Below are 25398 nucleotides of genomic sequence, written 5' to 3'. Positions count from 1 at the left end.
TTCTAATGACACTTAAAGGGGCCGACGACCAGTCAGCCCCTTTTGCTGTTTCTATTCTTCCTCCACAGCGATCAGTGTAGCAACCATCTCCGTATGGCCATTCTTATTTGCGATAGGGCAATAGAGCTGATACTCCCCAGGTTCGAACGTTTCTTTAATGGAACCCTTCCCTTTGATTTTTATCGATTCCATCCCTTTTATAGCAAACACATGCTTGCCTTCAATACTTTTGAAATTGATCGTGATGGGTTCATCTGCAAATACTTTATAGATGTCTTTATTGAACTTCCAATTTTCTGCTTTTACTTCTATGACCGTTACAGGCGAGTCAGAAGGAATTCGATCAGCCCCAGCTGTCCCGCAACCCGATAAAATATTCATGATGACTATGAAAACGATTCGTTTTTGTACCAAGCGAAGTCCTCCATGATTGTATTCCGTTTGTTCTCTCGATTATATGTATCTTTTTCCAGATGAAAGGGTTTCATGTAATGAAAAACATGCCAAGTGAATAAAAAAATGACCAAATAGGCTGCATCCTTTTTACGTCTGGAACTTTTCAACGCAGGGTCACATCATTCAAGTTCCTAACAAAGCAATGCTCGACTATCTGGTCAGTGCATTTTCTCAATAACAGACAAAAGAAGCGATTTGTCGACGGTCAATACCAAAATACACCCATCTACGCCCTGTCCACCGGTATCCAGCTACAGAGTTTCTTCCGACAAATGTAAGCCATGCCCAGAATGAATATCCACCGGTGAGCCAAATATAAACATACCTGCGCATACATGGCCTAAGTGCGCCAGGATCTACCGCAAAAGTTCCAGCCCCAGGTCCAGCTTGAAAAGTTGATGGTGATTGTGTTGGGATGAATTTCGGTGGAGGTCCTGGCGGCGGACCACCTCCATCAGGAAACGGCGGGCCAGATGGTGGGCCTTGCTGTTGTGGACCGAATCCGCCTAGAATATTTTGAAGCAGTGAGGAAAGTGGGTTTTGCCGATTATTCAAAGACATACTCCCCCTTCTATATGGGTTTCAGACTATCATATGTCTTTGATTTCTTTAGAGTGCTAGGCGTTTGTCTATCTTCCAAATGTTAACTTCATACCCGAAAAATATCCAATTTTCACGAATATATATATAAAGTTCCTCACAAATAAATGAAACAAGCCCTAAAAGAAAAAATGAAATTAGGAGGTGCACTGTGTCTAAATACATTATCAACCACAAGACGAAAGTGGTCCATCACTCTTCATATGTATGCGATGCATGTCAAATTCCTAATTATGAAAGCGATATACGCGAAGACAGTACAGATGAAGAACAGATCATTAGTTTGGTTGAAAAAACCTATCATCAGTGTCCATACTGCTTTGAACTAACTCCTGCCATGATTACACCCAAGACTAACGCAATCTCCTCATTTTAACTACAACAATATTACTATGAAATTTTCTTACTTTTTCAAATTATGCTAGTTATAGGACTTTTTATAAATCAGAAGACTTTTGCGTTATAATGTCCTCCTGTGGCCAACTAGAATTTCATCCCAGAAGGAGGACAACATATGTTTTCAATCAACGATCCACTGATTCAGGACCCGATTGCCATTTTCACTTACATCGCCGTACTTGTAGGCGGGGTGTTCATCCTTGGAGAGACGAAGAATAAAGGACTTCAGAAGTTTTTCCATTACGCACCACCAATCATCTGGACATACTTTTTACCGATGATCTCTACAACGCTCGGAATCATTCCATCGAGCTCATCTGTTTATGATTTTGTAAGTGCTATCATACTACCTGTTGGTTTATTATTGCTGCTATTATCTGCAGATGTTCCGGCAACCCTGAGATTAGGACCGAAAGCGATTATCATATTTCTTGCAGGGACTTTCGGAATCGTCATTGGGGGTCCGATTGCATTAGCCATTTTCCAACCATATTTACCAGAAGATGCATGGACTGGTGTAGGTGCGTTGGCAGGAAGCTGGATCGGTGGTTCAGCGAACATGGCTGCCATGGTAGATGCATTGGACACGCCTAAAGATATCTTATCACCAATGATCGTAGTCGATACTGTTGTAGGTTACAGTTGGATGGGTATCATGATCGCTCTGTCAGGCTTCCAACGTCAATTCAATAAATGGAACAAAGCCGATAACAGTGTCGTTGAGAAGGTAAACGAACAAATCGGTGTACTTGAAAAAATGAAAGCCAAGCCACTTGCAGTCCCACAATTGCTAGCTATTTTGGGTCTTGGTTTCGGTGTATCCTATGTGGTTGGTCGTGTTGCACAGTTGCTGCCACAGGGTGCAATCTTAAATTCAACAACATGGACGATCATGATCATCTCAGCAGTAGGTATCATCTTTTCATTCACGCCGATCAAACGATTAGAAGACTATGGTGCAAGTAAAATTGGTTACGCAGGTATTTACTTGTTGTTAGGTACAATTGGTGCGAAAGCGAATTTGATGGCTGTGAAAGATGCACCTCAATACATCTTGATGGGCATTGTCTGGTTATCGATTCATATTCTGTGTATGTTCTTTGCTGCTCGTATGCTTCGATCACCTATGTTCTTCGTTGCTGTAGGTTCACAGGGGAACATTGGCGGAACGAGTTCTGCACCAATCGTAGCATCCGTTTTCCAACCAGCCTTAGCACCTGTTGGATTGCTCATGGGGATATTGGGGAATGTAGTGGGTACCTATGCTGCGGTTCTTACCGCTAAACTTTCCCAGATAGTTGCTGGTATGTAGATAAAAGGCTGTCCCAAAAGGTGTCTGGCTAAATAAAGTCATCCTAATAAAAATGACCTCAGAAGGACGATTTGATCCTTCAAGGTCATTTTTCTTTAACTACGTTCTTTTTGGTAAGCGATGAGGATGATATCTTCATTGTTTTCTTTTTTCAGTTCTTTTTCATAGTTCTGGATTTTGTCCAGCATATCCTTCGAAACATTGGCGACAGGATAGTTCTGATCTTTCATCATGTCAGCTCCTTTTTTCTGTTCTTGTATACTGCATTATTTCTTTATCATCGATATCATCAACGGCTGTGTCAGCTTCATCAAAATCTACAATTGAATTTCCCATTGATCCATCCATGAAATAGTTGTCGGCTTCATTAGAGTCGATCGTACCGAAGCCTGGATTCAAAGCACTGTTGGACTCTAACTCCTGCTCCCTCTTTTCTCTCTTCATATCTTTTTCCATCTGTATCACTCCTTCTAATTCTTACAGAAATCATGAGCATATGCATGTCCCATCATCAAAACAAGACTATTCTTATATTACGTTTACACAGATGTTCTATTACTATCCTTGTCCTTTTTTCCGATTTTAATACTTTCTGATACTAAAAGGACTGACACTATTGCGTCAGCCCTGGTGTTTATTTTTTATCCAGATTTCTTTTTCTTTTTTGATAATTTGTCTAATACCCACCCTTGCCCAACTTCGCAGTACCTGAGTGGAAGTTCTAACTGAGCCAAAATAGTGTCTTTTCCGACAAGTTTCAAATTTCCTGTTTCTTCATTGAGAACATCGATTTGAGCAGTTTCAGTCTTCGATAATGGAACAACTACATTTTCCAAGCCTTTGATCTTGAATGCTTTACCATCGAAAGAAACCTTGTGACAGTGGGGAGGTTGACCTAGTTTTATTTTTTCCAAACTTGCTTCCCTCCTATTTTGGATTGACTCTATTGTAACAGATTCTACTCAAGAAGAAAGTATAATTTTAGATATTTTCAAAAATTCTATCAATTGAAATGCTTCTGTTTATTTCTATATATTTCGACAAGTTCATCCATGAAATTTTCCAGTTCATCAACTTCTGAGTTTTTCAATTCAGCGCTGTAGATTTTCGCACCGACAATGAATCGGACAATCCCTCCAGAAGGGTATTTATGATTATCTTCATGAAGCCCGGTTATGAAATCAACACGGTCAACTTCTCCCCAGTTGTATGAAAAAACTCCGGACCGAAATCCGTCTGTTCCTACAGAAATATAGATTGTCGAATAAATCTGCGCTAAAAATAAAAGAACATGCATTACGATATACAGGACTCGCGCATTCTGCGTGGTGGGGTCTCGCCTGGCTCGCTATTACCGCAGGAGTGTCGTAAATTTCGTTTGAAATCAACGCGAAAAATCATTATATTAAAACCTATTATTTTTGTCAGCGCTTACCTAAGCTGATCTCTTCATGAATATTAGACATCAACCGAAAATGACACGACAGGGCTATGCCTTGCGTATTATCAAATGCCAAGTACTGATCCAGGAGATACACATACCTACTCGTTTCGCGATCCTGATAGTAGTTTCTTTTTAGCTTATCTGAACATAGACCGAGTCAAATTTCAATGTGGGCTTCCCTTCAAGTAAAACTTAGCTATACCATCGAGATTAACAGCACCTAAAAAAACCTCCCTTAGCCAAGGGAAGTTTTTTTGGTGTCGTTTTTTTCACTGCTTAATGCTTCTGCGTATTCAAATAAGAGGATGCTCATCGCTACAGCCCAGGCAAGAGGTGTATTTTCATTCGCTTCAAATCTGCCGCCAATATAGAGTTCAGGAACTTTACCATCGATAGGCACAATGGACTCCGTTTTCTTAACATATTCTTCGACCTTTTCCATATCTCCTAAATGGCCATAACATAACCCAAGCCAAGGAAACCCGAAACACCATTCCGCTTCTGAACCTTCATTGAAATATTGATCCCTGGCATAACGGATGCAACCGTATTTTCTTTCTAGCTGTCCCGTTACATTTGCTAAAATATCAAGAGCTGTTTGTCTTGAAACGATTTGATAAGGATAAATCAAGGATAGTAATGCAAGGTCTGTTTCTTTCGTCTCGCTTTCCCTGGGAAGCAAGAATTTGAGAGACTCTTCTCCCTTTTTGATCAACTCTTCAGGAACATTTACCAGCATACGAACCTGCTTCAACCCTGCCACACATGCTCCTACACTAGAAGCGTGAAGCTCCTGATATTCCTCCCACATACCGTTGTCCTCATCTGACCAATACTGGACACAATTTAAATAGTCGACAAGTTTCTGGACCATTTCGCGATCCTTTTCATCTCTAATCATTTTTTTACCCCGAGCTAGACCAGCACCAATGCCCCACAGGAAACTCCCGATCGCATCATGCTGGGCATGCCCCCACTCTACAGGAAGTTCCTTAAGATCTGTAGAATAGCGGGCGTGGATATACTCATAGCGATGCACTGGTTTCTGGAATCGGTGGATATCAATCTTCCATTCATACGTTTTGAAAAGATCAAATAGTGCATAATACGCTTTCTCAAATCGGTCATCGTTATTATATAGGAATGGAAGGGCTGCATAACATACATCACGGATCCATACATAGGAATAATGCTTTGACGGACTTGCCAGAAAGGCTCCATTCGAAAGCCGCATCGTCTCCAACACATCATAAAGTTTCGATTTTTCCATCTTTTAAATCCTTCCTCTTCTTATACCTTGTTAATTCCTTTATTCCCATAATTCATCTATTTACTCTTCGTTGTGGAAAAAGAGGATGAAAACCATCAACTGTGCTTCATTGCCTTTAATATCGTATTCATTAGCCGTCCAAATGCCAGCCCAATTGAACGAAATAACCTTATATTGCAGTTTTTACTTTATGTAATTTCGGCGGAACATTTCCTAGCTTTATTGGTACATTTCCCAAAACAGAGTGGACAATAACTAAGAATAACATGAAAGGACTGACGCAGGTCAGTCCTCACCTTTTATACACTTTGTTTGAATGGTAGTAGATAACTGTGTTCCAGGTCTCTTGTTGTCAGCGGTTTTGAAAAATAAAATCCTTGTACTTCTTCACAATTGATGGATTTCAGGAAATTCAATTGCTCGATTGTTTCAACGCCTTCAACCACAACGGAAAGGTTGAAGTGATGAGATAAATCAATGATTGCTCTCAGCATTGCTGTATCATTAAAGTTCCCTGGGACCTCCATGATGAATGGTCTTGCAATCTTCAATTGATTCAGCGGGTAATTTTTCACATAGCTCAGGGATGAATAACCAGTTCCGAAATCATCAATCGAAATCTGGATTCCCATTGCTGTAATTTCGTGCAATTGAGCTGTTAAATATTCCTCGTTATTCATCGCAACGCTTTCTGTAATCTCAATCACTAATTTATCAGCTGGGAAAACTGCTGTCTCCAATAGCACGGAAATTTTCGAACAAAGATTTCCTTGTGCAAATTGCTGTGGAGATAGATTCACACTAAGACGCGGCGGGGCGATCCCTTCCTTTTCCCATTCGTTGAACTGGTGGATCGCAGTCCTCATCACAAGGTCATCAATCTGTACGATCAAATCAAACTCCTCAGCCAGCGGGATGAATTCTCCTGGAAAAATCACGCCGTGTTTCGGATGCTTCCAGCGTACAAGTGCTTCGATCCCTGAGAGACCCCCTGTGTGGATATCAAATTGCGGCTGATAATACACTAGGAATTCATTGTGTTTGATGGCAGCGTGAAGGTCTGTCAAAAGCTTCATTTTACCAACAAGCTCCTGGTCCATTTCAGGCGAATAAAAGATAACTTTACTCTGCCTATCTTCTTTTGCTTTATACATTGCAAGATCAGCATGCTTCATCAATTCTCCTACCGATTCACCATGTTCAGGATAGATCGACACCCCAATGCTTAACGTGATCGACAATTCCTTTCCGCTAATATGAAAAGGCGCTTCGATTGTTTCGATGATTGCAGCCGTCAGCTCTTTGCTTTCTTCTTCGTAATAGAGACTATCCATCAAAATTGCGAACTCATCACCGCCATGTCGTGCCATAAATGCCTCAGAAGGCAGGCAGCTTTTGATCCGTTCAATGACGTGCAGCAATAACTGATCCCCGAACGAATGGCCGAGTGTATCATTTACATGCTTTAACCGATCCACGTCTAGGAATATCAATGAAACCATCGTACGGGATTGACTGGCGTCGAGGATTTTCCACTCGATCATTTGTTCAAGATAGCGTCTGTTCGGCAGTCGGCTGAATGTATCATGGCGTGCGATATAATCGATCTGTTTGAAAGCCTCCTCCAGGTCCTTATGTGAATCTGTCAGTTCCTGTGTACGTTCACCGATTTTCTTTTCAAGCTGCTGATTGAACAATTTCAGATGTTTCACAAGTGATTGGTTTTGGATGATACTGATGATGTCCCGACAAATCACGAGAATGAAAGTCACAATCAGACTTCCAAACAATATGTCATTCTCACGATAGACAAATAGAAATTCATACAACAGAATGAAGACACCTGCATATTGGATGATCGGCCGGATCAGTTCCCAGTGGGCATAGGATAATGTGAAACGGTCCTGATATTGGTTAAGGAAATGACTTTTTTTTCGACGAAAAGCAGATGCGACCATAAAAATACCTAATCCATCAAGTAATAGGTATTTCTCACGCAATAGAGAACCGTCCAATAGATCAAAAAGCAAAAGGATATCCGCTGCCAGGCAGATCAACAATCCAGAAAAAAGACCATTCAGAATCCTTCGATTGATGGGCTTGTCAACAATCAAAAATAATGTGGCCAGGATGAATAATACATAAAGAACGCCTAGCGGGTAAAAGACCGTATGCATGGGCACGCCATTTCCAGCTAATTTTTCATATGTCACAAAAGAAATGGCTCCTAATACAGTTATCGTAATGTGCAGATCAAATAACAAATAGCCCATTTGGAAATTGGATCGTACTTTGGTCAATACAAATACCAATCCAAATGAGAGAAGTAAAATATGTATGATCCAAAGGGTACCTGAAATTGGATCCAGTTGGCTATTATTCCCAGTGAAAACCTTTATGAGTTCAGATGCACCATAGAACACTATACTTGTACTTACACAATTTATTAAAACTTTAGTGAGTTGATTCCTCCGGGCTGCCCTTCGGAATAATATCCATATGCTTGAAAGAAGCAGTATTCCGAAAATAGCTATGATGATTGACTTAAAATGAGGTGTTGAGTCTCCAAGAAAAAGAAAGAGAGAAAACATTATGAGCAAGATTGTTCCAACACCTATCCGAACATGTGACAGAGTCATAAACGAATGCCCCCAACATTGACCTTATAACTTCTTTACGCTTTATATCGACAATTCTCGACTTCTGTTTAGGTATATTTTGTAATTCAATCAAATTGTGTATTTCTCCAAGGAAAAGAGAGTGATAAACTACAAGTGAGAAGAATTGGTACGGGGGTCATCCATTGAAACAAGAACCGATCATAAATCCTTATATCGCAATTGGTATTGGTGTGTTATCCGTCTCTACGTCTGCGATTCTAGTCAAGCTATCCACAGCACCTGCACCTGTGATCGCTACCTATCGGTTGCTATTCACAACGTTACTTATGCTGCCTTTCATCCTTCTCTATTTCAGGGATGATTTCAAGAAAATACATAAGAAAGACATGCTGTTCTGCTTATTCTCAGGAATCTTTCTCGCACTCCATTTTATCTTATGGTTCGAGTCATTGAATTACACATCCGTCGCAAGCTCTGTGGTGCTTGTTGCACTTCAGCCTATTTTCGCATTTGTGGGAACCTACATCTTTTTCAAGGAGAAACTTTCCTTGAAAGCATTTATCGGTGGTGCCTTAGCGATCGGCGGCAGCATTCTGATAAGCTGGGGGGATTTCAGGATCAGTGGAATGGCTCTGTTCGGGGATCTCCTTGCCCTATTAGGTGCAGCCGCTGTTACTGTCTATTACTTATTCGGACAGACTGTACGGAAACAGCTTCATCTGATGACCTATACGTTTCTTGTGTACGGTATGGCGACTGGCACTCTATTCATCTATGACTTGACTCTAGATTACTCGCTCGGACCATACAGCACTGAAAATTGGGTGTATTTCTTGCTCCTTGCAATTTTCCCGACACTCCTTGGCCATACCATTTTCAACTGGGCATTGAAATATGTGAGTACGAATGTCGTTTCAATGTCGATCTTAGGCGAACCGATCGGTGCTTCGATCCTTGCTTATTTCATTTTGTCTGAATCCGTTCGAATCGAGCAAATGTCAGGCGGAGCGATCATTCTTTTCGGAATCTATATATTTCTGAAGAGAAAGAAGAAAACGCAGCCGATTACTGGAAAAGGCGTGAAAAACAATGTCTAAAGACACATCCGTATTCCTTAGTGTTTTGATGGCATGGGTAGGAATTGGAGCAGCATTCCAAGCAAGCGGATCTTTTTGGGTGTTCTTTCCCCTCGTCCAGGCTGGTCTATTGGTTTTTTCGATTATAAAAGGAAAAATCAGCTGGAAGAACCTCAGTAAAAATAATGTGATGGTTGCTGTTGGAAGCGGGATTTTCATCTATGGCTTTTTTGCAATCGGAAAACTACTGGTGATACTCTTCATCCCTTCTTTATTCATACAACTGGAAAATTTGTATAGGATGATTTCACCTGAAACATTGTGGCATACACTCCTCGTGTTCATAATCATCATCCCAGCAGAAGAATGGTTTTGGAGAGGATATGTCCAAAATCGATTGCACGGGACTGTAAGGTTTCGGGTAATTATTTCGGTTCTATTGTACGGAGGGGCTCACCTAGCATCTGGGAGCATCTTACTTGTATTGGCGGCGCTGTTTGCAGGATTTGTATGGGCACTTCTTTATGAAAAGACGAAAAACATCTGGGTACCATTGATGTCCCATCTTGTGTTCGATTTGCTTTTGTTCGTCCTCTTCCCATTGTTGTAGGCTCTGTTATTGCGGAAAGGAAGTAAATTTCGCAAAAATAACATTATATAAAGCCGACAAATCAAGATAAAGAAAACCTGGCAAGGTCAAACCTTAGCGCAAGCTGAGCCTTAGTTGCCCTTATATTGAAGAATGTATTTATACTTTCTTTAAATGCAACAAAAAAAGGAGTGATCGCCAAAAGGTGATTTACCTTTGGATCATTCCTTCCTTCTTTTTATTCGTATCGATGATCTTGTTCCCATTATTGCTGGATGGTAAGAGGTAAGTACTTGTTGATTTCACGAATGGTGCCATCTTTGCGGTAAATGACATGTTCATACCCTTTTTGCTGTGCGCGATGTTTAGCAACTTCAATTGCGTCCTGCTGGGTAAGATGCGTACTAGAGGATCGGTAATTCCCGTCTAAAATATTTGCCCACTTCTTCCCTCTTTTTACGGTTACAATCATTCTAGACATTTTCCCACATCCTTTTCGAATTATTTTTAAGGTACTTTTATCCTACCACAGCTTAGAGCACCCTTGTATTGGGAAAGTATGATGAATTTCATGCCGAAAAACCGTGTATTTCATCATGGATTTTCCCAAATTATTTTGGTTGTCGAGGTCTAAAGTTGCATTTTACCAGCACAAAGAGAGCTTAATGTTAAAACACGCATCCGCTGCTTCAGGCTGAAAGGTGATGAGAATGCGGTCCGGATTTAAATTTATGGTGAAATCAGTCACCACACCGGTTGACTTGATCAAGTTGCGTACTTTTTCATTCTGGTTCAATTCTGCTGACTTTTTCAATTGCTCTGCAAATCCTTCTTTTTCGACAACAGTTTTCAGAAACCCATGGAGCTCGTTTGCTGGCCGTAAGAAGCTTTTAGCAGAATGCTTCAATTGGGTTACATCATTGGGATTGGTGGTTATCGGCAAGCGTGGTACCCATTCCCCCCATCCTGAATAACCCTCATAATAATCCCATTCTGAAATAGACACATGACTCACCGTCCTTTAACCACAATCTATTCATGTGAGGTTATCCACGTTTATGGCTACGATCAGTATGGTAGATGCTCAGATTGGGATTTCCACCGACAAAAAGAAACCGCCCTGCTGGACGGTTTCCTCATCTCTAATTTACATCATACCCTTGATCTTCAATTGCTTCTTTCATTTGCTCTTCAGTAACCTTGCCTTCTTCGTAATCAACGTGTGCTTTCCCTTTATCTAGATCAACCTCAACACGTGTCACTCCATTCAATTCTTGCAACGCATTCGTTACAGCCTGTTTGCAATGGTTACATGTCATCCCTTTTACATCAAGTGTCTTTTCCATGTTTTTACCTCCTAGAATAGTGGTATTTATAATTTCACTCTTTTCAATCGAAGAGAGTTACTTACGACTGAAACTGAACTGAAGGCCATTGCCGCTCCTGCAACCCATGGTGCCAACAGACCGAGGGCTGCCACGGGAATGCCTGCTGAATTATAAAACAGCGCCCAGAACAAGTTTTGACGGATATTCCTCATCGTCTTTTTACTTAAGACGATCGCTTTTGTAAGAAGTGACAAATCCCCTCCGACAAGCGTGATATCCGCAGTTTCGATCGCTACATCGGTACCTGTTCCGATTGCCACTCCGATGTTAGCTAGTGCCAGTGCAGGCGCATCGTTGATTCCATCGCCGACCATCATCACTTTTTTACCCTGGGATTGCAGTTCACGTACCTTTTCAGATTTATCTTGTGGAAGCACCTCAGCAAAAACACCTTCAATTCCGATCTGATCTGCAATCGCTTTGGCAGTGCGTTCATTATCCCCGGTTATCATAAAGACATCTATACCCATGCTTTTCAATTGTCCGATAGCTGTTTCAGATGTTTCTTTGATCGTATCAGCGACAGCAATAAGTGCCACCAGCTCATTATTGATCGCCATCAGCATGACCGTCTTCCCCTCATGCTCCAACTGTTTGACCCTGTTTTCATGCTCAGAGGTCGGGATGAGGTTTTGTTCCATCAATTTCCGTGTTCCCACCAGCACCTTCCGATTTGATAGATCAGCTATGATTCCATGTCCGGGCACAGCCTCAAAGTTATCTGCTTCAAGCATTTCAACCTGTTGTTCTTCACCATAAGTTACAATCGCACTTGCAAGAGGATGCTCAGAGCCTTTTTCAGCTGAAACAATCAGGCTTAACAAATCATCGTCCTCTTTCAATGGGATCCAGTCAGTCACTTCAGGCTTTCCTTTTGTAATCGTACCTGTTTTGTCAAACAAAACCGTATCGATCCGATGAGTCCCTTCTAAAAACTCTCCGCCTTTGAAAAGGATTCCCTGTTCGGCACCCTTTCCTGTTCCCACCATGATCGAAGTCGGAGTTGCAAGACCTAGCGCACAAGGGCACGCGATGACGAGTACTGCGATGGATGCTTCAAGAGCCATTGTAAGTTGCCCTGGTGCTGCGAATACAAACCAGATGAAAAATACAATAATACTGATCGCAACGACGATCGGCACGAATATCCCAGAGATGACATCAGCCATCCGTTGAATCGGAGCCTTGGATCCCTGGGCTTCCTCAACGATCTTTATGATGCTGGCAAGTGCTGTATCTTTCCCGACTTTCGTAGCTTTTATTGTCAAGGTGCCATTTTTATTGATGGTCGATCCAATCACTTTATCCCCGCTGTTTTTTTCAACAGGGATCGACTCTCCTGTAATCATTGATTCATCAATAGATGAACGTCCTTTGACGATTTCACCATCTACAGGAATCTTTTCTCCAGGCTTTACAAGTAAATGGTCACCTACCCGAACCTGATCAACTGCAACTTTCCTTTCGAGGCCGTTTTCAATGATCGTAGCGTCTTTCGCCTGCAGATTCAGCAATGATTTGATTGCTAGAGTCGTACGTCCTTTTGCAAGGAATTCGAAATACTTCCCTAATAAGATCAAAGTGATCAGAATCGCACTTGTTTCAAAATACAATTGGGGATCATATCCTGACCAATAAGCCGAACGCAAAGACTCGAGCAAACTATAAAAGTAAGCGGCGGATGTTCCCAATGCGACAAGCACATCCATATTCGCGCTCTTGTTTTTGAGTGCCCTGTAAGCTCCGACATAAAACGGACCGCCGATATAAAACTGGACCGGTGTTGCTAATGCAAATTGCAGCCAGGGGTTCATCAAAATATGAGGGACAGGGATTCCTATATTTAAGGGTAGATGCCCCGCCATCGTATACAATAATGGTGCTGAAAGAAGGATCGAAAGCAATAACATCCGTTGCTTATTTTTCAGTTCCTTGTCTTTTTTCTCCTCTTTCGCATCTCTGTCTTGTTTGACTTCAGCACTGTATCCCAGCGTTTCGATTTTCTCAACAATATCTTGTCTAGAAACAAGACCAGGTTGGATTTCAACTTTTCCTGTCTCTGTCGTCAAATTGACATTGATACTTTTGACACCATCCATTTTACCGACCACTTTTTCGATACGATTTGAACAAGCAGCGCATGTCATCCCATGGATAGCAAGTTCAAGACCTTCAGTTGGTACATCATATCCAAGCTTTTGAATACGCTCAATCATATCTTTCGTCTGCACTGCATCCTGATCGTATTTGACTGTAGCTTCTTCAGTGGTTAGGTTGACGGAAGCCTCTACACCGTCCATCTTATTCAGAACTTTCTCGATACGGCTTGAACACGCAGCACATGTCATACCCGTGATCGGTATCTTTTCGTCCTTCATAGGTTTTTGTCTTTCAAGTGCTTCACTCATGTGTACACCTTCTTTTTGTTATGACTTTGAAAACTGTCTTACGACTTTCATCAATTCCTCCATATATTTATCGCCATTACCAGATTCGATAGAATGCTTGACACACGTATTCGCATGTCGTTCCATCAACGAAAAACCAACTTGTTTCAGAGCGGAATTGATTGCAGAAATCTGCACGAGTATATCCATACAATAACGATCATCTTCAACCATCTTGTGCAAGCCACGCACCTGGCCTTCAATCCGCTTCAGCCGGTTTAAAATCCGGTTCCGTTCGTCTTCTGTTCTTGGAATGATCGGGGAATCATGCTCTGTCATTGTGCCACCTCTTTCATTTGAACTTGTTATAGTGTCCCACGTTTTCAAAAAGCTGGTTACGATTTGTGCTGATAATTCATTGCAAAAAACTAAAGCAGCGGAAATTTACGAGACTCCTGAGGGAAAGGCAAGTTAATGGTTCATTATTTACCTTTAATATTACTATACCCCCCTATAGTATGTTAATGCAACTATTTTGTTTATGGAACTGGATATTTATGTCTGAATTGGGAAGGTTAATATTTAGCTTACCTACACAGATGGAGTGGTCAAAGTGAGAAGGAAACGGTCTCGAAAGTATATCGGTAAGAACAATAGTAAAAATGAAATGAAGTCTTATGAAACGGAATTAAATATAAAAGAAAAAATCATGTCTGAAGACAAAGACCGTAATATTGAGTACTTGAAAAATGCGTTCTTTGACTCTGGTGACTTCGGATCACGTACGATTACATTCAACAATCAAAAATATACGATCCTGTTCATTTCCTCACTGGTGAATAAAGAAAAAATCAATGAACTGGTCATAAAACCGATGCTTGAAAAAGAAGAAGGCTATATCCCCGATATCGTTACGGCAGTAAAAGTTGATGAAACAAATGATTTAACTGATGCAGAAAGAGCGCTTGTTAAAGGATACACTGTGATATTGTCTGAAAAAGAGCCGCAAATGTATGTAGTCAGTGTTTATAAAACGGAATTTCGTAGTATTCAAGAACCGACAAATGAATATGTCATCCGTGGGACGCACGAAGGTTTCATTGAAAGCCTGGAGACCAATATCTATTTATTAAGGAAAAGAATCGAAAATCCCAATCTGAAGGTCGAATATATGGTTTTGGGAAAAGCTACGAATACTACCCTTGCTATCATGTATTTAAAAGATTTAGCTGATCCAAAGCTGGTTGAAAAAGTAAAAAAAAGAATCAGCTGTATCAAAACAGATTCGATTCAAACACCTGGTTATGTTGAGGAGTTCATCGAGGATTACCCGTGGTCTCCATTTCCGCAAACATTGAACACTGAGCGTCCAGACAGGGCTACAGGAAACATCATGGAGGGCAGGGTTGCCATATTGATGGAAGGCAGTCCTACTTTACTCATTGTACCTGTAACATTCTTCAGTTTCTATCAATCTCCAGATGATTACAATACCAGATGGATTGTCGGGACATTTTTAAGAGCTTTGCGACTTGCCAGTTTCCTGATTGCGATCGGACTCCCGGCAGTTTACATCGCTCTCGTATCTTTTAATATGGAAGTCATTCCGATTGAATTGATATTCTCTGTAAAAAGTTCGTTAGAATTCATTCCATTTCCTCCTTTAATTGAAGCTTTCATCATGCAATTGACGCTGGAATTATTACGGGAAGCTGCAGTGCGATTACCTAGTCCGATTTCCCAGACGATCGGTATTGTTGGTGGTCTCGTCATCGGAACCGCGGTCGTTCAAGCCAATTTGATCTCGAATGTGATGTTGATCGTTGTCGCGCTTACTGGAATTGCATCGTTCGTCGTTCCATCGAATGAAATGACGACAACTTTACGACTGCTAGGTTTCCCACTGATGATATTAGCTGCTTTATTAGGAGTGGTGGGAATTGTCTTTGGACTGATGGTACTTTTGATTCACTTATGTCGAATGGAGCCATTCGGACACCCTTACTTCGCTCCGTTTGCTCCGTTCCATCTAAAAGACATCAAGGATACGATCATAAGGCTGCCAAGATGGATGCTGGACACCAGACCGCTAGACGCCCGTCCACAGCATTATCGTCAGGAATGGTATTCTAGGAGATGGAAACAGGATGAAGAATAAACCAGAATCCATTACGAAATATCAACTGATCTTCATGATCCTACTTACTCAAATTGGGGTCGGTGTATTAAGTCTGCCATTTTCAGTGCAACAGGTGGCTGGCAGTGATGGTTGGATTTCCGTCATTATTGCAGGCGTCGTTGTTCAATTCCTGATTTTCTTGATATGGCTATTAGGGCGTCGTTTTCCAGATAAGACCATATTCGGGATCTCCGAACAGGTAGCTGGAAAAGTTTTAGGAAAAGTAATTATATTTACCTATGTACTCTATGGAATCCTCGTGGTGACACTTATTCTGATTTTATATGAGAATATTATTAAACTTTGGGTACTCCAATCAACCCCTAGGTGGATTGTACTAATTTTAATGATAACCACCTGCTGGTTTTTAGTGAAAGATCGCATAAGAGTCATTGCAAGGTTTTATATGTTTGTCACTATTTTTATTCCGTTATTGTTTTTGTTAACGCTTGTAGCTTTCCCTGGGGTTATGGAATACCGTTATTTACTTCCAGTCGGTGCCGCAGGAATGATGAATATACTGAAAGGTGCTCATGCTGTATTGATTTCAATGCTCGGTTTTGAAATGCTGCTCTTATTGTTCCCATATGCCCAAGCAAACGATCGTGAAATCCTTAAATCCGTCAGTATCGCAAGCGGGGTTACGTCGCTTTTATACCTTTATCTTGTCCTTGTCAGTTTTGTCGTCTTTTCACCAATTGAACTCAAATTAATCCCGCAACCCGTTTTATATATGTTGAAGGCCATCACCTTTCAAGTTGTAGAACGAATCGACTTACTGTTTATCGCGATATGGATCGTCGTAGTGGGGACTTCACTAATGAGTTATGCATTATTTGCAGCTATAGGATTACAGCAGCTGTTCAAACAAAAAAAACATAGTAAAATGCTATATATCATTTTTCCTGTTGCATTTGTAGGAGCCCTTATTCCACAAACAGATTTACAAATCGCTTCCTTCAGTAAAGTCGTCGAATATTCAAGTTATGTTTTCATCATTGTGATACCAATGGTTTTATTGCTACTTTCCATATTCCAAAATCAAATGAGGAAAAGGAGAACAGGAAGATGAAGAGATATTTATTATGTTGGGTAATGATCTTACTACTCCTTACCGGATGCTGGGATCAACAAATGATCAAAGATGCTCGCCTCGTCTATGCGACCGCTTTTGATCTAACTGATGATGGTAAGATAAAAGTGACATCGGCTATCCGGGGATTTATGGCAGGTGGTGAAACTGGCGGTGGTGTACCACAAAATGAAGTTGTCCAAGCAACAGGAGTGAATATACGTAAGACCCGGATAAATATCGACCATGAACTTTCAAACACATTCAATCCATCTAAGAATCGAGTGTTCCTGTATAGCACTGAGATTGCCGAACAAGGACTCTATCCCTTTTTGGATGTTTTTTACCGTGATCCAAAGAGCTCGTTGAACTCTAAACTTGCAGTAACAGAAGGGGAAGCAGGAAAAATCCTGGAAATGTATCGTAAAGGGAATACATTGATTGGAGAATTTGTAGAAGAAATGATCATCAGCGGAGAAGAACATACAGTTGTCCCTCGAGTTGATGTCCAAACTGTTTGTCCTGTATTTTTTAACGAAGGGAAAGATCCTTATGTCCCTTATATTGGATATGATGAAGAGAAACAAGAGGTTAGACTTAAAGGTGTCGCCCTCTTTGATGATGACAAAATGACAGGTCGTCTGAATACTGATGAATCAAAGCTTTTGCTCCTTCTCCAAAATAAAAAGAATAATATAGCAAGATATGTTCAAAAAGTGAGTGAAGAAGCCGAACAAGAAATCGAAAATTACCTCAGCTTCCATATAAAGAAAAACAAATCAAAGATGGCCGTTACACCATCGGCTGACGGTAGTATTACTGCAGCCTTCAATGTATACATGGCAGTCAATGTCATTGAATATCCTCACGACGATTTAATGTCGAAGAAACATATTGATCATTTGAACAAAAAGCTTTCAACCCTTATGACGAAAGATGCCAACAAAGTATTAGAAAAATTGAAGGAAGCGAACAGTGATCCATTTGGTGTCGGTCTTGAATTGATGGCATTTCACCCTGAAGTATGGAAAAAATTAGACTGGAAAAAAGAATACCCTAAAATCAAAATGGAGGCAAAAGTCAATGTGGAGATTGTTGATCACGGAATCATCAATTAAGAACCTTATCCAGTCTCTTTTATCTTGGTTTTGCAACGATACCATTATGGACCTTCATATAACCATGCCTTAAGATATCAAATCCTGACTGATAGAGGTATAATCCCATTTGCCGGATATCCATCAATTCACGATACGTATGGTTCATCACATCGGACATGACGTGATAATACATGCGTGATTTCCATTGATTGCGTGGTGTAGTCATGATCACATAGCCTCCCGGCTTCAAAAAGCGGCGATGGAAATCAAGTATTTCTTCTTTATAGGCATCGGGTACGTGCTCCAATAACCCGACGCTGATGACGATATCGAATTCTTTCCCATATTTGAGGTTACGGATATCCTCAACCACATACTCGACGTTCATTTGGTGTTTATACCATACCCGTGGGCTTCCTGTTTTGGGGTTTGCTCCTAAGAATGGATATGTATCTGGAAACTCAGCAAACCGTTTTGTCTTACAATATGCGTCATAATCGACCATGACCACTTGTCCACCTGGATACATCGCTTGCAGCTGCATCGCTTCGTATCCTTCAGCTGCACCGAGGAATAGAATGTTCGGTTTATCTACATCAAGTCCCTCGAACAACGCTCTTTTCCCTCGAGGGTCCCAAATACCATCCTCAATACGATGAGCATAATTCCATAGTGATAATCGGATAAGGTCCCCGACTCCTTCTTTCACTTCATGAAGTTTGAATTGTTTCAGATGATTTTTCAGGTTTTCTTTTGTATCGTCTCGTTCTTTAGGAACATCTTTCACAAACCACTCATGAAATGACCGGTTGAAATATTCCCACGACGTTTTTACTGGCATCGTTTGCCGGTATTCTTTTTCCCAATCCGTACGATCGATCGACATCCTCTTCACTTCGTATGGCTTTCCGATCTCTTCCCATGTCAACTTCGACCAATCTTTTACGACATTTGTATTGAAAAATCGATCAGGCATTTCATTCCGCGGGTTCCTGAGGTCGATCCGATAACTGGACAACACTTCTGTAAAATCAAAATCATTTTCATCATAAGGCGTTATTCCAGGCTTCTCTTCCGTTTGAATAACAGTCATACCGATTCCTCCGTCCGTTCTGGTTCTTATCTTTCATATTACACACCCGGTGGAAAAGGAGTCAATGAATATTTTGGAATCTTCTGACTATTATCGTTTATTTCGAGTGAAAAGATGGAACAAAATGAAAACGGCCAATAAAATCCCCAAAGCCAAGGCAGTATTTTTAACAATCGGAGCACCACCCTGCTTGATCGCAATTCCAAAATAAGCCCATACAAAAACAAGTGGATAGACGTTGTCCTCATTCTTGAGGGAAAAGATCAATGCAATCAATGCACCAACAATAAGCATGATGACCGTCAATGTTGCATCAGATAATCCCCACCTGCTCCAGTTATTATAATCAAGAAGTATACTTGCATTGGAAATCGTGGCGACCGATACCCATCCAAGGTATACCGAGAAAGGCAAACGATCCATCAGCCTTCTTCCAGACGAACGCTGTATGAGTGAATAAAGAATAATCAGTGAAAGTAAAAGCCCAGCCATGACAGCAAATGTCCAATTGAAATATTCATAATGCCAGAGTACGGTCCAGCTAGTATTCAACAACGAGCTGATGACAAACCATAATCCTGTTTTCTGAAAAACATTGTGGTTCACGCTTTTTGGAAACAACAGATACACGAGCCATATTGCCAGTAAAATATAAATGACTGACCAGATGGAAAACACATACCCTGCAGGCTTGAACAAGACATTGAAACGGTCAGAGATCTCCCCCGTCATCTGACCGTTTAAAGGCAGGGTGTTCGCATAAGTATTCACACCCACCATTAATAAATAAGAAAGTACAGATAGAATGTACAGGACGATGACCTTTTTATTCATTTCTTTCACCTCTACCACTTTACATACCTCTTATTAGCATGTCTTATTCTCCCTTTTTCTCCACACCGTGTAAAATCATTTGGATTGTCTCTTCTATCGCCTGTTCCTCATTCCATGCACTTTCTGGAAATAGGATGAACTTGCCGAACAAAAGACCGATGATTGAGGACGCGGTAAAACGGATGATCGACTTTGGCGGTAAATCGATGATCTCCCCTTTTTCCTGAAATGGAATAATGACAGATTCAATTCTCGATACCACTTGTTCCATGACAGTCTCACTAAAATGCTGCCTCAATTCAGGATGAAATGGGATTTCTTGCAGCAAGATCTTCACTACTGATAAATGATCTTTGATGAACGCCAACCGATTCAGTAATAATGCCCTTACAAACTCCTCGTATGATTGGAAGTCCTGTTTGAAGACCTTTTGAAAGTCCTTTATGAGCAATGGCGCTATCATTTTTGCCATCACCGGGGCTACGATTGACAACAACAGATCCTTTTTCGTTTTATAATGACGAAAGATCGTCCCCTCGGCAACACCCGCCTTTTTCGCGATCTCTGAAGTAGAAGATGCAGCATAGCCTTTTTCAGCAAACACCTCAATCGATGCCAGCAAAATCTTCTTCTGCTTTTCTGTCATCTTCTCTTCATCCATCAGGTTAATAAAATCACCCGCCCAATTGTTCACATCCATACTAGTTGCTCCTTCGTTAGATAGTTAGTGTTGTATAGTTTATTTCATCAATCAGTTTAAAAGCTTCGGTATTTTCGTAAAGCGAAGATGTTCGCTATTGAAAAGAATAAGGAAAAACCAAGTAAGACAGCTAGATCCATCGCTATCTCATCGAATCCCAGCCCTCTGATCATAACATCCCGTAACGCATCTGCCGCGTAGTAAAGCGGTGTGATTGGACCAATCCAGCTCACCCAATCTGAAATCGCTTCTAGATCGAACAGCCCTGAAAAGAAAACCTGCGGCACAATCACAATCGGAATGAATTGGATCATCTGCAATTCATTTTGCGCAAAAGCTGACAGCAATGTTCCGAGCGATAAAGCTGTGAAAGCACAAAGCAATGTGACCGCTAATACCCAAATGAAGTCACCGATCATGAGCAAGTCAAGGACATAGATGGAATAGAAAACGATCAGAGTCGATTGGATAAGTGTGAAAAATCCGAATCCTAACAGATAGCCGATGACCACCTCTGATTTTCTTATCGGACTTGCCATCAACCGTTCCAATGTCCCACCTGTACGTTCTCGTAAAAATGAAACTCCTGATAACAAGAAAACAAAAAAGAATGCAAAGAATCCGATCAAAACCGGACCGATATTATCAAAGCTCGTCATATCCTCAGAACCGTAGTAATATTCAACTTCAGGTTCCATCACATTATATTGCGGCTTCATGGAACGCTGCATGATCGATAGTGTCATTTGGTTCTTGCCAGGGTCACTTCCTTCAAGTATGATCCTGGGTTGTTGATTCTCTATTGAGATCCACGCATCGAGACTACCATCTTCGAATTTTTGTTCGGCTTCCTCTTCATTCATTTCTTCAATCGTAATATCCTGCTTTTCCATCACACTTTTAATCGGTTCCGGAACTTGTTCAACCCCGATCGCAGGGACAACTTCCTCACCATTGAACACAAGAGAAATGATCGTCAAAATCAATAATGGAGCAACCAGCATCATCGCCAAGGTTCTTTTATCATGTACAAACTGCTTGATAATCCTGACTGTGAGCGCTCTAACCCTCATGTTTTCCACCCCCGTAATGTAAGAAAGCTTCCTCGATTGATTCAGATTCCGTTTCTTCCTTTAACGTATCTGGTTTTCCGACTGCAATGATGGAACCATCCCGCATCATCGCCAGGCGGTCGCACTTTTCAGCTTCATCCATTACATGTGTGGTAACAAGGATCGTCATCCCCTTTTCCTTCAGCTTGTAAAACTCGTTCCAAATGGATTGTCTGAGAACGGGATCAATGCCGACTGTCGGTTCATCCAACACAATCAGTTTCGGCTCGTGAAGCAAAGCGACTGCTAACGAAAGTCTGCGTTTCATTCCACCTGAATAATTACGGACAAGCTTTTGCTTATGTTCAGTAAGATCAACCAGCTCAAGAATTTCTATAATCCGCTCTTTTTGTTTCTTGCCTTTCAAACCATACATCGCAGAAAAGAACTTGAGGTTTTCACTCCCGGTAAGATCATGATACAGCCCATCTGACTGTGCCATATAGCCCACATGTCGGATCAGCTTATGGGAAGGCATTTTCTCGTTAAACAAGGAAAACTCTCCACTTGTTGGTTTTTCGATACCCGCAATCATTTTGACAAGAGTCGTTTTCCCTGCCCCAGATGGCCCCAACATTCCAAAAATCTCGCCTCGTTCCACACTTAATGACGTATCCTTTATGACAACTGTTTTACCGAACGCTTTCGTCAAGCCCTTCAGTTCAATCACAGTTGACTCGTTCATGTTTTTCACCTCTCCAGTTTGAATTTGTGAGTGATTACTCACTTTATTTTATTCGTGATGAACGCTTTAATTCCTCTTTTTATGGAAAAAAAGTGAGTGACTTTAGTACTAATTTCTGGAATTGTGGTCCATTTTTCTAGAATTATCGTAAAATTTCTAGGATTATGCACCGTTTTTCTAGGATTAACTGTAAGTTTTCTAGAATTCAATGTCGAAGATCCATTTCACATTACGAAAAAGCACCCGCTCACACGGGTGCTTCCCAATTTTATTTTATTGATTTTCCACTGTAGTATCCAACGCCACCTCAATCATTTCATTGAACGTTTTTTGACGTTCTTCAGAAGATGTGGTTGCGCCTGTAAAGACGTGATCGCTTACTGTGAGGATAGACAGGGCATTGACACCGGATTTGTTTGCCAATGTATAGAGTGCTGATGTTTCCATTTCTACAGCAAGAACTTGATAATCTGCTAATTTTTTCGCAAGATCCAACGTGTCGTTGTAGAAAGTGTCACTTGTGAATACATTACCGACTTTCACTTCTAGCCCTCGCTCTACTGCGTTTCCATATGCACGGTGCAGGAGATCGAAATTCGCAGTCGGAGCAAAATCAATTCCGAAACGATGCTGATTGGATGAAGAATCTGTTGATGCAGACATTGCAATAATCACATCACGGACTTTGACATCCTTTTGGAACGCGCCGCATGTCCCGACACGGATCAGATTTTTTACGCCGTAGCTTTCAATCAACTCATGAGCATAGATTGAAATCGAGGGAACACCCATTCCGGTACCCTGTACTGAAATGCGTTTCCCTTTATAAGTTCCTGTGAAGCCCAGCATTCCGCGAACTTCGTTATAACACGTTACGTCTTCCAAGAAAGTCTCTGCAATATACTTCGCTCTGAGCGGATCTCCTGGCAACAGAATCGTTTCTGCAATTTCGCCTTCTTTGGCCCCGATATGAATACTCATTGAATCATTCCTCCTATAAAATCTCATTCATTGGTGTCGTCACTGTTCATTAGGATAACCGTTCTGAATCAATGCAATCCTTCATTATTATAGTGCTTGGTCATCGACAGAATCAAGCCACTGCTCGATGTCAGACACAACAGATTCTACACATGTTCGTTCAAAAGGCGCTTGAAGGTTAGCGATTTCCACAAGTTCAGTAAATGATTTGCTTCCACCTTGTTTACAAAGATGAAGGTACTCCGCCCATGCCTGCTCTTTGTCATCATTCGCTTTTCTCCAAAATTGCAGTGCACAAATCTGAGCCAAAGTATAATCAATATAATAAAACGGCGTTCGGAAGATATGTCCTTGTTGATGCCAAAAGCCGCCCCGTTCCAAAAAGTCATTCTCGGAATAATCACGGTGAGGCAGGTAGTTCCGTTCAATTTCTCTCCAGGCAGATTTACGTTCCGTAGGCGTTGCTTCAGGATGTTCATACACGTAATGCTGGAATTCATCAACAGCTACCCCGTATGGAATGAACGTCAATGCCCCGCTCAAATGACTGAACTTGTATTTTTCCGTATCCTCTTCAAAAAACAGCTCCATCCATGGCCAAGTGAAAAACTCCATGCTCATCGAATGGATCTCTGCAGCTTCATAGGTTGGAAAGCTATATTCAGGAACGGATAGATGGCGGCTGGAATAGACCTGGAAGGCGTGTCCCGCTTCATGTGTCAATACATCGATGTCATGAGAAGTTCCGACGAAATTGGAAAAGATGAATGGAGCTTTATGCTGGCTGATATATGTGCAGTAGCCTCCAGAACGTTTTCCCCTTTTGCTTACGAGATCCATCAATTCATTTTCGTTCATAAATTTAAAGAATTCATCCGTTTCAGGCGAAAGCTCAGCATACATCTTTTTCCCGTTCTCGATGATCCACTCAGGATTCCCTTTCGGTGTCGGATTACCTGATTTGAAACTGAACGGGAGGTCATAGTATGCTAGACGATCAAGACCGATACGCTTCTTTTGACGCTCAAATAATTTCTGTGTGATTGGTACAATATGATCTTTCACCTGATTTCGGAATACGCTCACTTCTTTTGCTGTGTAATCTGTACGGGTTAATCGATCATACCCTAGTTCCACGAAGTTTCTATATCCTAGTTTCTTCGCGATTTCTGTTCTGACTTTTACGAGTAGGTCATAAATATCATCAATCTTTTCTTCATTTTCCACAAAAAATCCATATCGTGCTTTACTTGCACGCTTCCGCATTTCCCTGTCCTTCGATTGGACAAACGGACTCATTTGCGCCAACGTCCGCTCTTCGCCCTCAAACTCGATTTTTGCTGATGCAATCAACTTCGAATACTCAGACGCCAATTTGTTTTCCTTTTTCAAATCGTCTACGATTTCATCTGAGAAGGTTTTCAGCGTCAACTCTGCAATCTTGAACAGCTGTGGCCCCCATTCGTTTTCTAATTGAGTGCGGTATCTGGAGTCCACAAGCTTTTTATAGAATTTTGATATGTACCCTTCATAAACTGGAGAATTCTCATCAAAGAAATCATGCTCCTCTTTGTAAAACTCATCGTTTGTATCGATCGTATGGCGAACATGACAAATATTCATCATCGACTCGAATTCATTTCGCATTTCAACGATATTGTCCAGTTGCTTCGACTGTTCTTGGAAGCTTTCAGCTTGTTCGAATTTTTCCAATAACGAAAAGAAATCTTTTTCAAACCTTTTCATATCGGGTCTTACATACTTATAATCTGAAAATCTCATATCCAAATCTCCTTTTTTCAAAATACTGGTCCATACGTCTTTCTACATATCGATATGGGAATCCTTCATTCCTCCTTTTCCACTTCTCTTTGTTCCGGATAGAAGGCATCATAATAATAGAGCTTCGGGAGCCTAGAATATACCCAATGGTCGTGCAAAATAGATACTGTCACGAATGCAATCAACTGCCAATCTATGTCCTTCATCAGTCCCTCCACCCTTCTGATCCTGTTCTTTCATTCTATGATTCCAACAGTATGTCTCATAATTGTATTTTTTAATATAGGTTTTAATGTATAATAAGGGGACAATGAGGTC

28 protein-coding genes and 1 pseudogene are annotated in these 25398 nt (G+C 41.1%); 7 read left to right on the top strand and 22 right to left on the bottom strand.

Translation table 11 applies throughout. From position 1 onward, the window contains the following. Nucleotides 1-51: 51 nt before the first annotated feature. Nucleotides 52-414, bottom strand: a complete 363-nt coding sequence (locus KOL94_RS02125; RefSeq protein ID WP_221563634.1) for a cupredoxin domain-containing protein — start codon at nucleotides 412-414, stop codon at nucleotides 52-54. A gap of 213 nt (nucleotides 415-627) precedes the next feature. Continuing rightward, the gene (locus KOL94_RS02120) at nucleotides 628-1017 is read right to left on the bottom strand and encodes a transporter (RefSeq protein WP_483298054.1); all 390 of its coding nucleotides are present in this window, start codon (nucleotides 1015-1017) and stop codon (nucleotides 628-630) included. A gap of 170 nt (nucleotides 1018-1187) precedes the next feature. Here KOL94_RS02120 and KOL94_RS02115 point away from each other — a divergent pair, with 170 nt between their 5' ends. Together KOL94_RS02115 and KOL94_RS02110 are read left to right on the top strand one after the other, a co-directional pair. Continuing rightward, nucleotides 1188-1385 carry a hypothetical protein gene (locus tag KOL94_RS02115; RefSeq protein ID WP_221563630.1) on the top strand — a complete coding sequence of 66 codons (198 nt, stop codon included), beginning with the start codon at nucleotides 1188-1190 and terminating at the stop codon, nucleotides 1383-1385. A 185-nt stretch (nucleotides 1386-1570) separates the two neighbouring features. Then, nucleotides 1571-2767, top strand: coding sequence for a DUF819 family protein (locus tag KOL94_RS02110; RefSeq protein ID WP_221563628.1), 1197 nt, complete (start codon nucleotides 1571-1573; stop codon nucleotides 2765-2767). Between the two features lie 95 nt (nucleotides 2768-2862). On the opposite strand, the gene KOL94_RS25090 is transcribed toward KOL94_RS02110, so the two are convergent. The 7 genes and pseudogenes from KOL94_RS25090 to KOL94_RS02080 form a co-directional block, all read right to left on the bottom strand. Further along, nucleotides 2863-2997, bottom strand: coding sequence for a hypothetical protein (locus tag KOL94_RS25090; RefSeq protein ID WP_260412175.1), 135 nt, complete (start codon nucleotides 2995-2997; stop codon nucleotides 2863-2865). Nucleotides 2998-3001: 4 nt separating this feature from the next. Continuing rightward, nucleotides 3002-3223: a hypothetical protein gene (locus KOL94_RS02105; RefSeq protein WP_221563626.1), complete on the bottom strand. Its 222-nt coding sequence runs from the start codon at nucleotides 3221-3223 to the stop codon at nucleotides 3002-3004. Between the two features lie 185 nt (nucleotides 3224-3408). Next, nucleotides 3409-3681, bottom strand: coding sequence for a hypothetical protein (locus KOL94_RS02100; RefSeq protein ID WP_221563624.1), 273 nt, complete (start codon nucleotides 3679-3681; stop codon nucleotides 3409-3411). 89 nt (nucleotides 3682-3770) lie between these two features. Continuing rightward, complete coding sequence (locus tag KOL94_RS02095; RefSeq protein ID WP_221563622.1) at nucleotides 3771-4064, bottom strand: hypothetical protein; 294 nt, start codon at nucleotides 4062-4064, stop codon at nucleotides 3771-3773. A 127-nt stretch (nucleotides 4065-4191) separates the two neighbouring features. Continuing rightward, nucleotides 4192-4335, bottom strand: a pseudogene (locus KOL94_RS25740) (UPF0236 family transposase-like protein); the annotation flags it as partial. A 111-nt stretch (nucleotides 4336-4446) separates the two neighbouring features. Next, the gene (locus KOL94_RS02085; protein ID WP_221563620.1) at nucleotides 4447-5481 is read right to left on the bottom strand and encodes a glycoside hydrolase family 15 protein; all 1035 of its coding nucleotides are present in this window, start codon (nucleotides 5479-5481) and stop codon (nucleotides 4447-4449) included. Nucleotides 5482-5780: 299 nt separating this feature from the next. Further along, nucleotides 5781-7754 (bottom strand): putative bifunctional diguanylate cyclase/phosphodiesterase, encoded by a 1974-nt coding sequence (locus KOL94_RS02080; protein WP_221563618.1) that lies wholly within the window; start codon nucleotides 7752-7754, stop codon nucleotides 5781-5783. Nucleotides 7755-8284: 530 nt separating this feature from the next. Between KOL94_RS02080 and KOL94_RS02075 the strand changes: the two genes are divergently transcribed. Both KOL94_RS02075 and KOL94_RS02070 read left to right on the top strand, forming a co-directional pair. Continuing rightward, nucleotides 8285-9199, top strand: coding sequence for a DMT family transporter (locus KOL94_RS02075; protein ID WP_260412174.1), 915 nt, complete (start codon nucleotides 8285-8287; stop codon nucleotides 9197-9199). After that, on the top strand, nucleotides 9192-9788 hold the full coding sequence (locus KOL94_RS02070; protein WP_221563616.1) for a CPBP family intramembrane glutamic endopeptidase: 597 nt from the start codon (nucleotides 9192-9194) through the stop codon (nucleotides 9786-9788). Before KOL94_RS02075 ends, KOL94_RS02070 begins: the two co-directional genes overlap by 8 nt. Nucleotides 9789-10032: 244 nt before the next feature. Here KOL94_RS02070 and KOL94_RS02065 read toward each other — a convergent pair whose 3' ends face one another. The 5 genes from KOL94_RS02065 to KOL94_RS02045 form a co-directional block, all read right to left on the bottom strand. After that, nucleotides 10033-10248 carry a DUF2188 domain-containing protein gene (locus KOL94_RS02065; RefSeq protein ID WP_221563614.1) on the bottom strand — a complete coding sequence of 72 codons (216 nt, stop codon included), beginning with the start codon at nucleotides 10246-10248 and terminating at the stop codon, nucleotides 10033-10035. A 162-nt stretch (nucleotides 10249-10410) separates the two neighbouring features. Then, nucleotides 10411-10773 (bottom strand): YuzC family spore coat inner layer protein, encoded by a 363-nt coding sequence (locus KOL94_RS02060; protein ID WP_221563612.1) that lies wholly within the window; start codon nucleotides 10771-10773, stop codon nucleotides 10411-10413. A 136-nt stretch (nucleotides 10774-10909) separates the two neighbouring features. Then, nucleotides 10910-11113 (bottom strand): copper chaperone CopZ, encoded by a 204-nt coding sequence (gene copZ / locus KOL94_RS02055; RefSeq protein ID WP_221563611.1) that lies wholly within the window; start codon nucleotides 11111-11113, stop codon nucleotides 10910-10912. A gap of 26 nt (nucleotides 11114-11139) precedes the next feature. After that, nucleotides 11140-13563, bottom strand: coding sequence for a heavy metal translocating P-type ATPase (locus KOL94_RS02050; RefSeq protein WP_483298053.1), 2424 nt, complete (start codon nucleotides 13561-13563; stop codon nucleotides 11140-11142). Nucleotides 13564-13581: 18 nt separating this feature from the next. After that, nucleotides 13582-13881 (bottom strand): metal-sensing transcriptional repressor, encoded by a 300-nt coding sequence (locus tag KOL94_RS02045; protein WP_221563610.1) that lies wholly within the window; start codon nucleotides 13879-13881, stop codon nucleotides 13582-13584. A gap of 274 nt (nucleotides 13882-14155) precedes the next feature. Here KOL94_RS02045 and KOL94_RS02040 point away from each other — a divergent pair, with 274 nt between their 5' ends. From KOL94_RS02040 to KOL94_RS02030, 3 genes are read left to right on the top strand one after another with little or no spacing between them, the layout of a single operon-like run. Continuing rightward, nucleotides 14156-15700 (top strand): spore germination protein, encoded by a 1545-nt coding sequence (locus KOL94_RS02040; RefSeq protein ID WP_311775097.1) that lies wholly within the window; start codon nucleotides 14156-14158, stop codon nucleotides 15698-15700. Next, a complete protein-coding gene (locus KOL94_RS02035) occupies nucleotides 15690-16793 on the top strand; it encodes a GerAB/ArcD/ProY family transporter (protein ID WP_221563609.1) in 1104 nt (367 codons plus the stop codon). The genes KOL94_RS02040 and KOL94_RS02035 overlap by 11 nt, the downstream gene beginning before the upstream one ends. After that, nucleotides 16790-17911, top strand: a complete 1122-nt coding sequence (locus KOL94_RS02030) for a Ger(x)C family spore germination protein (RefSeq protein ID WP_221563608.1) — start codon at nucleotides 16790-16792, stop codon at nucleotides 17909-17911. Before KOL94_RS02035 ends, KOL94_RS02030 begins: the two co-directional genes overlap by 4 nt. 19 nt (nucleotides 17912-17930) lie before the next feature. Here the strand turns inward: KOL94_RS02030 and KOL94_RS02025 are convergent, their stop codons facing one another. From KOL94_RS02025 to KOL94_RS01990, 8 genes are all read right to left on the bottom strand, one after another. Then, nucleotides 17931-18986 (bottom strand): class I SAM-dependent methyltransferase, encoded by a 1056-nt coding sequence (locus KOL94_RS02025; protein WP_221563607.1) that lies wholly within the window; start codon nucleotides 18984-18986, stop codon nucleotides 17931-17933. A gap of 90 nt (nucleotides 18987-19076) precedes the next feature. Then, complete coding sequence (locus tag KOL94_RS02020; protein ID WP_311775096.1) at nucleotides 19077-19838, bottom strand: TspO/MBR family protein; 762 nt, start codon at nucleotides 19836-19838, stop codon at nucleotides 19077-19079. A 25-nt stretch (nucleotides 19839-19863) separates the two neighbouring features. Further along, a complete protein-coding gene (locus KOL94_RS02015; RefSeq protein WP_221563606.1) occupies nucleotides 19864-20520 on the bottom strand; it encodes a TetR/AcrR family transcriptional regulator in 657 nt (218 codons plus the stop codon). A gap of 56 nt (nucleotides 20521-20576) precedes the next feature. Continuing rightward, nucleotides 20577-21593, bottom strand: coding sequence for an ABC transporter permease (locus KOL94_RS02010; RefSeq protein WP_221563605.1), 1017 nt, complete (start codon nucleotides 21591-21593; stop codon nucleotides 20577-20579). Next, a complete protein-coding gene (locus KOL94_RS02005) occupies nucleotides 21583-22317 on the bottom strand; it encodes an ABC transporter ATP-binding protein (protein ID WP_221563604.1) in 735 nt (244 codons plus the stop codon). The genes KOL94_RS02010 and KOL94_RS02005 overlap by 11 nt, the downstream gene beginning before the upstream one ends. 273 nt (nucleotides 22318-22590) lie before the next feature. Continuing rightward, nucleotides 22591-23298 carry a purine-nucleoside phosphorylase gene (gene deoD, locus KOL94_RS02000; protein WP_221563602.1) on the bottom strand — a complete coding sequence of 236 codons (708 nt, stop codon included), beginning with the start codon at nucleotides 23296-23298 and terminating at the stop codon, nucleotides 22591-22593. Between the two features lie 87 nt (nucleotides 23299-23385). Next, a complete protein-coding gene (locus KOL94_RS01995) occupies nucleotides 23386-25080 on the bottom strand; it encodes a M3 family oligoendopeptidase (RefSeq protein WP_221563600.1) in 1695 nt (564 codons plus the stop codon). A 65-nt stretch (nucleotides 25081-25145) separates the two neighbouring features. Next, nucleotides 25146-25286 carry a hypothetical protein gene (locus tag KOL94_RS01990; RefSeq protein ID WP_221563598.1) on the bottom strand — a complete coding sequence of 47 codons (141 nt, stop codon included), beginning with the start codon at nucleotides 25284-25286 and terminating at the stop codon, nucleotides 25146-25148. Between the last annotated feature and the right edge of the window lie 112 nt (nucleotides 25287-25398).

The organism is Alkalihalobacillus sp. TS-13, assembly GCF_019720915.1.
In the GTDB taxonomy this organism is placed as follows: domain Bacteria; phylum Bacillota; class Bacilli; order Bacillales; family Fictibacillaceae; genus Pseudalkalibacillus.
This window is presented reverse-complemented; position numbering and strand designations above follow the sequence as displayed.

What these genes read in the sequence shown, in the direction of transcription:
- KOL94_RS02120 (WP_483298054.1), bottom strand. Translation starts at nt 1,017, where the DNA reads ATGTCTTTGAATAATCGGCAAAACCCACTTTCCTCACTGCTTCAAAAT.
- KOL94_RS02115 (WP_221563630.1), top strand. Translation starts at nt 1,188, where the DNA reads ATGAAATTAGGAGGTGCACTGTGTCTAAATACATTATCAACCACAAGA.
- KOL94_RS02110 (WP_221563628.1), top strand. Translation starts at nt 1,571, where the DNA reads ATGTTTTCAATCAACGATCCACTGATTCAGGACCCGATTGCCATTTTC.
- KOL94_RS25090 (WP_260412175.1), bottom strand. Translation starts at nt 2,997, where the DNA reads ATGAAAGATCAGAACTATCCTGTCGCCAATGTTTCGAAGGATATGCTG.
- KOL94_RS02105 (WP_221563626.1), bottom strand. Translation starts at nt 3,223, where the DNA reads ATGGAAAAAGATATGAAGAGAGAAAAGAGGGAGCAGGAGTTAGAGTCC.
- KOL94_RS02095 (WP_221563622.1), bottom strand. Translation starts at nt 4,064, where the DNA reads ATGCATGTTCTTTTATTTTTAGCGCAGATTTATTCGACAATCTATATT.
- KOL94_RS02085 (WP_221563620.1), bottom strand. Translation starts at nt 5,481, where the DNA reads ATGGAAAAATCGAAACTTTATGATGTGTTGGAGACGATGCGGCTTTCG.
- KOL94_RS02080 (WP_221563618.1), bottom strand. Translation starts at nt 7,754, where the DNA reads ATGGGCTATTTGTTATTTGATCTGCACATTACGATAACTGTATTAGGA.
- KOL94_RS02070 (WP_221563616.1), top strand. Translation starts at nt 9,192, where the DNA reads ATGTCTAAAGACACATCCGTATTCCTTAGTGTTTTGATGGCATGGGTA.
- KOL94_RS02065 (WP_221563614.1), bottom strand. Translation starts at nt 10,248, where the DNA reads ATGTCTAGAATGATTGTAACCGTAAAAAGAGGGAAGAAGTGGGCAAAT.
- copZ (WP_221563611.1), bottom strand. Translation starts at nt 11,113, where the DNA reads ATGGAAAAGACACTTGATGTAAAAGGGATGACATGTAACCATTGCAAA.
- KOL94_RS02050 (WP_483298053.1), bottom strand. Translation starts at nt 13,563, where the DNA reads ATGAGTGAAGCACTTGAAAGACAAAAACCTATGAAGGACGAAAAGATA.
- KOL94_RS02045 (WP_221563610.1), bottom strand. Translation starts at nt 13,881, where the DNA reads ATGACAGAGCATGATTCCCCGATCATTCCAAGAACAGAAGACGAACGG.
- KOL94_RS02035 (WP_221563609.1), top strand. Translation starts at nt 15,690, where the DNA reads ATGAAGAATAAACCAGAATCCATTACGAAATATCAACTGATCTTCATG.
- KOL94_RS02030 (WP_221563608.1), top strand. Translation starts at nt 16,790, where the DNA reads ATGAAGAGATATTTATTATGTTGGGTAATGATCTTACTACTCCTTACC.
- KOL94_RS02025 (WP_221563607.1), bottom strand. Translation starts at nt 18,986, where the DNA reads ATGACTGTTATTCAAACGGAAGAGAAGCCTGGAATAACGCCTTATGAT.
- KOL94_RS02015 (WP_221563606.1), bottom strand. Translation starts at nt 20,520, where the DNA reads ATGGATGTGAACAATTGGGCGGGTGATTTTATTAACCTGATGGATGAA.
- KOL94_RS02010 (WP_221563605.1), bottom strand. Translation starts at nt 21,593, where the DNA reads ATGAGGGTTAGAGCGCTCACAGTCAGGATTATCAAGCAGTTTGTACAT.
- KOL94_RS02005 (WP_221563604.1), bottom strand. Translation starts at nt 22,317, where the DNA reads ATGAACGAGTCAACTGTGATTGAACTGAAGGGCTTGACGAAAGCGTTC.
- deoD (WP_221563602.1), bottom strand. Translation starts at nt 23,298, where the DNA reads ATGAGTATTCATATCGGGGCCAAAGAAGGCGAAATTGCAGAAACGATT.
- KOL94_RS01995 (WP_221563600.1), bottom strand. Translation starts at nt 25,080, where the DNA reads ATGAGATTTTCAGATTATAAGTATGTAAGACCCGATATGAAAAGGTTT.
- KOL94_RS01990 (WP_221563598.1), bottom strand. Translation starts at nt 25,286, where the DNA reads ATGAAGGACATAGATTGGCAGTTGATTGCATTCGTGACAGTATCTATT.